Raw genomic sequence first — 5,052 nt, forward strand, 5'->3', positions numbered from 1 at the left:
CGCGGCGTTGGTCGCGCGGGTGGTGCCCGTCCGGACCCGCGGGGGCTGGCCCACGGCTGCCGCGAGGTCGTCCACCAGGTGCTCCATACCGGCCGGATCGCCGAGCCAGGACCCACTCACGGCGGCCGGGGGCAGGGTGGTGTCGGGGATGCCCGCGGTGACGGTGGCCGTCGTCGAGAGCTCGTCCGGGGCGTGCGGGCCCCAGTCCTGCCAGGCGGCCAGTACCCGGGTCCGGCAGTCGGCGGGCCAGCCGAGGAGGAAGTCGGTCACCGGCCGGGCGGGCCGGGCCCGGAAGGTCAGCCCGGTGACCACGCCGTAGGCGGCGTGGCCCGCGCCGCGCAGCGCCCAGAACAGGTCGGAGTGGTGGTCGGCGTCGCAGTCCACCACGTGTCCGCCGCCGAGGACGACGCGGGCGCCGATCAGGCTGTCGAGGGTGAATCCGTGCCTGCGCCCGGTCGGTCCGGTGCCTCCGCCCAGGGTGTGGCCCGCCATGCCGACCGACGCGCACCGGCCGGTGGGCACCGTCCGCCCGTGGGCGTCGAGGGCCTCGTTGAACGCCCCGGTGAGCGTGCCCCCCGCGCACCAGGCGGTGTCGCCGTCGACGACGGTGCCGCTCAGCGGTGACAGGTCGATGACCAGGCCGGAGCCGGTCGAGGAGCCGAGCGGACAGTGGCCGCCCGCCCGGACGTGGGCGCGGATGCCCCAGCGGCGGGCGAAGTCCACGGCCTGGACGACGTCGTTCTCGTGGGCGCACCGCACCACCGCGCGGGGGGCGACGGTGTCAAAGCGCGGGTCCGCGGTGCGGCGCGCGGTGTCGTAGTCGTTTTGGTCGGGCAGGATGAGCTCGCCCACGAGACCGCGGCCCAGTCGGTGCCAGACGCGATGTGGGGCACGCAGGCCCGATCCGCTGACCACGTCCCGGGGGATCCGGGGCGCTTCGTCCGTGCGCGTGCTGTCCAAACTCACCCGATCACCTCGCCTGTGTGTGGAAGCGCCCACCGAGGCTTCGACCCGCACGCGTCGAGGGGGGACGACGGAGGGGTGCCGTAGGGGACGTGCCTGCTATTTTTACCAGACGTAATTGCTCAATGACGTTGCGTTTAAATTCTGCGGCGTGGTTTTTCGATGTAGAGAACGACTCGTTTCCTCTTGTGGGTGGCTCCCCGGCGTGCTCCCATAGGAAAACGAACGTTCGCTTTTTGATATTTCCGTGAGAGACGACGACGTTCTCATCGTGGGCGTGGGCCCCAGGGCCTCGTGCCCGCCATCGGACTGGCCCGGCGCGGTGTGCTCCCCAGGATCGTCGACGCCGGACCCGAGGAGGTCCACGAGAGCGGGCGGCTACGAGGCCGAACGGAGGCCGGTGGCCGGGTTCGCGGCGCGGGCAGGGGGACGGGTAGGGTCGTGCGTGGCGCGCGTCGACCCCGCATGAGGTCCGCCCCGCCCCATCCCCCTCATACGGAGACCGTCACCCGTGAGTCCCACCGTCGTGCGTACCGCACCCGCTCTGTGGCTGTTGGTGCTGCTGTGCACCCTTTTCGCGGTGGCGCTCGTGCACGGAGCCGAGGGCGCATCGACCCACACGTCCCACGGGCCGGCGCGGCACCACGTGGCGCACGAGGACGTGCTGCACCCGTCACACGGAGCGTCGGGAACGGTTGAGGAACACGGGGCGGCGCCGGAGGCGGGCTGCGCCGTCGCGCGGGACCACGCCCACGCCGACTGCCTGAGCGTGGCCGCGGCCCCCTTCGTCCTGCTCGTGCCGCTGGCCCTGGCCCATCCGCTGGCTCCACCGAGTCCCGCGAGCCCGCCGCGTGCTCGCGACGTCGCCGTGCCGTGGGCGTTCGCGCGCGGTCTCCGGCGCCGAAGACGCGTGCCCAGACTCCTCGCCGAACTGTCGGTTCTGAGGGTGTAGATGCCCCTCGGTCATGCGCGACGCCGCCTTACGCGGCTCGTGCCGGCCCTCGGCATGTCCACCTTCGACCGAACGTCATCGGGAGTACGTACACATGAGTCACACTCGTCGCCGCACCACGCCCAAGGGCAGTGGACCGGCCAGATTCATCGCGGCCACGGCATCGGCGGGAACCGCCCTGATCCACCTCGTCATGACACCCGACCACTGGAACGAGTGGATGCTGGCCGGGGTCTTCTTCGTCGCCACCGGTGTGGTCCAGACGGTGTGGGCCGTCCTCGCCGTGTGGCCCGGCGGCCGGGCGCTGATGGCCGTCGGAGCGCTCGTCAACCTGGGGTCCGTCGGAATCTGGACGGTCAGCCGCGTGGTCGGGGTCCCCTTCGGGCCGCACGCCTGGACTCCGGAGCCGATCGGTGTCACCGACACCGTCGCCGTCGCCCTGGAACTCGCCGTGGCGGTCTGCGCCGTCTGGGCGATGCTCCGGCGTGGCAGCCGTGCCGAGCCCGGGGCGACGGTGATCGGTGCCGTCGTGGTCGCCGCCCTGATGGTGGCCTTTTCCACCGCGGCCGCCGTGAACGGTGCCTCGGAGCACGCCCACGGCACGGACAGCCACGCCGACGACGGTCACACGGAGGAGGCCGGGGAGACCGGGACGGACACGACCGATCCGGCGGACTCCTCGGTGGACGGCCCGAGCGGTTCCGTCGAGCCCTCCGAGTCAGCGGAACCGGCGCCCGGGCACGCCGACGACGGGCACGACCACGAGCACTGAGCGTGCACGGGTGCGCCCCGCTCCGGGGGAGCCCGTCGGAGCGGGGCGCGGACGGGATCGAGGGCGGCGTGGGCCCCGGGCTCAGGTCCCCAGGTGTCGGCCGTGCTCGGTGGCGAACTCGTCACCGCCGAAGCGGTCCCAGTTGATTGACCAGGACATCAGGCCGCGCAGCCCGGGGCGGGCGGTGGTCGGGGTGTAGCCGGAGCACCCCGAGCCGGTGGTCAGGCAGTCCCAGGCGGCCTGGACCTCGGCGACGGAGGTGTGGCCGTTGCCCGCGTACGTGGAGGCGGGCAGGCCGATGGCGACCTGTTCGGGGGCCAGGGGTGGGAAGAACTGGGACGGGTCACCCTGGACGGGGAAGCCGGTCAGCACCATGTCGGCCATCGCCTGGTGGAAGTCGGCCCCACCCATGAAGTGGTACTGACCGTCCAGGCCCATGATCGGCCCGGAGTTGTAGTGCTGGACGTGCAGGAGGGTGAGCCGGTCGCGCAGGGCGTGGATGACCGGAAGGTAGGCCCCGGCGCGGGGGTCGGCGCCGCCCCACTGGCCGCGTCCGTAGAACTGGTGGCCCACCTGCACGAAGAAGGTCTCGGGCGCCATGGTGAGCACGAAGTCGGGGCCGTAGCGGTCCGTGAGGTCACGCAGCGCGCCGATGAGGTTGGTGATCACCGGGGTGGTGGGGGAGCGGAAGTCGGTGTCGCCCTCCTCCAGGTAGAGGGAGTTGCCCTCGAAGTCGATGTCGATGCCGTCGAGCCCGTAGCGGTCGATGATCGCCGAGGCCGACTCGACGAACGCCGTGCGGGCCCGAGTGGTCTCCAACCGGACCTGGCCGTTCTGGCCGCCGACGGACAGCACGACCTTCTTGCCGCGGGCCTGGGCGTCGTCGATCTGGGCGATGAACTCCTGTTCCGAGGGCACGTCCGGGCACTCGGTGTGTGGACACAGGGAGAACTCCAGTCGCCCGGAGGTGGGGGAGGTGGGTTCGGCGAAGGCGAGGTGGATGATGTCCCACTGATCGGGAACGTCGGCCAGGTCCACCCAGCCCGAGCCGTTGGCGAAGCTGGTGTGCAGGTAGCCCGCCAGCACCCGGTCGGGGAGCTGGGCGGTGGCGGTGCTCCCGGCGGTGGCAGTGTCGGCGGAGGCGGAGGCGGAGACGGGGGCGGGGGAGAGGGAGGCCGCGAGCAGTGTCGCGGCGACGGTGGCGAGAAGGCGGGGGGTTCGTCGCACGGGATCTCCAAGGGTCCGGGCGGGACGGTTGCCCTTCACTGTTAGGAAACTTTCCTAACTATTTCGCAGACGATAAGTCCCCGTCTCCCGCGGTGTCAACGGCCCTTCGGTCACCCGGTCCCCGAGCCTCAGGGGCGGTTCGCGCGGCGGTGGACCGGGGTTCACGCGATGGCCATCCGCCTCCGAGCCGCGCCCCCACAGGTCAGAGCGGATGACGGCACTGGTAGGCATGGGGCCTGTCATCGTTCACCCCCACACGAGAGGCAGTCACCGGATGCGCATCCGGAACCTGGTCCCCGCGGTCGTCGCGGCGATCATCCTGATCCTCGGCGCGGCCCCCGCGTCGGCGGAGCGGCAGGGAACCCTGGAAGTGGTGGAGGGTTCTCCCGTCACCTTCTCCTACACCACCACCGCCCCCCACCCCACGAACTGGATCGGCCTGTACCACGCCTCCGGCGGCGGACCCGCCGACGAGGAGTACGTCTCGCCGTCCCTGGTGTGGCGGTACGCCCCCGGAACCGAGGGGACCGTCACGCTCCCCGCCGACTCCCTGGAACCGGGCCACTACGTCGCCTACTTCCTGGCCCGGGACGGCTACACGTGGCTGACCGAGCCCATCGACGTGCACCTTCCCACCGACGCCCCCGTCACCTTCCCCGTCGACGCGGCCGCCCTGCGCAACGCGCGCGTCGGCGACGCCTACGAAGCCGATCTGGGTGGCCTGGCCTCGCGCCCGGACGCCGAGTTCGCCAAGGTCGACGGTGACGCGTGGATCGACGTCGCCGCGGACGGAACCCTGTCCGGAACGCCGGACGGCTCAGGCGGAGCGACGGCGCAGGTCACCGTCGAGGCGACCGCACCCGGCGGTTCCTCGGCGCGCCTCACCGCGACCGTCCCGGTGCGGCCGCGGGGCTCGGCGCTCGTGCCGGAGCTGGACGTGCTCACCTTCAACACCTGGCACGGCGGCAGCCGGGTGAACGGCTACCACGACAAGCAGGTGCGCTTCCTGTTGGAGAGCGGCGCCGACGTCGTCGGCCTCCAGGAGACCGAGGGCGGTGCCGCGACACGGCTCGCCGACGCCCTGGGCTGGTACCACTGGCAGAGCGGCGGCAGCCTGGGCGTGCTCAGCCGCTACCCG

General features: G+C 72.1%; 5 protein-coding genes. 3 read left to right on the plus strand and 2 right to left on the minus strand.

Annotated features, from left to right (window positions below):
• Window positions 1–966, minus strand: a 966-nt coding sequence (locus D471_RS35135; RefSeq protein ID WP_161630105.1) for an FAD-binding oxidoreductase, incomplete at its 3' end; no start/stop codon positions are given.
• Between the two features lie 508 nt (window positions 967–1,474).
• On the opposite strand from D471_RS35135, the gene D471_RS0119020 reads away from it, so the two are divergent.
• Both D471_RS0119020 and D471_RS0119025 read left to right on the plus strand, forming a co-directional pair.
• Complete coding sequence (locus D471_RS0119020; RefSeq protein WP_017600078.1) at window positions 1,475–1,915, plus strand: hypothetical protein; 441 nt, start codon at window positions 1,475–1,477, stop codon at window positions 1,913–1,915.
• Between the two features lie 94 nt (window positions 1,916–2,009).
• Window positions 2,010–2,687, plus strand: coding sequence for a hypothetical protein (locus D471_RS0119025; protein WP_026127870.1), 678 nt, complete (start codon window positions 2,010–2,012; stop codon window positions 2,685–2,687).
• An 81-nt stretch (window positions 2,688–2,768) separates the two neighbouring features.
• On the opposite strand, the gene D471_RS35140 is transcribed toward D471_RS0119025, so the two are convergent.
• Window positions 2,769–3,914 (minus strand): chitinase, encoded by a 1,146-nt coding sequence (locus D471_RS35140; protein ID WP_017600080.1) that lies wholly within the window; start codon window positions 3,912–3,914, stop codon window positions 2,769–2,771.
• 274 nt (window positions 3,915–4,188) lie between these two features.
• On the opposite strand from D471_RS35140, the gene D471_RS35145 reads away from it, so the two are divergent.
• Window positions 4,189–5,052: endonuclease/exonuclease/phosphatase family protein (locus D471_RS35145; protein ID WP_040690326.1), on the plus strand; the 864-nt coding region annotated here is incomplete at its 3' end.

Origin of the sequence: Nocardiopsis lucentensis DSM 44048 (assembly GCF_000341125.1) — a bacterium.
Classification (GTDB): domain Bacteria; phylum Actinomycetota; class Actinomycetes; order Streptosporangiales; family Streptosporangiaceae; genus Nocardiopsis; species Nocardiopsis lucentensis.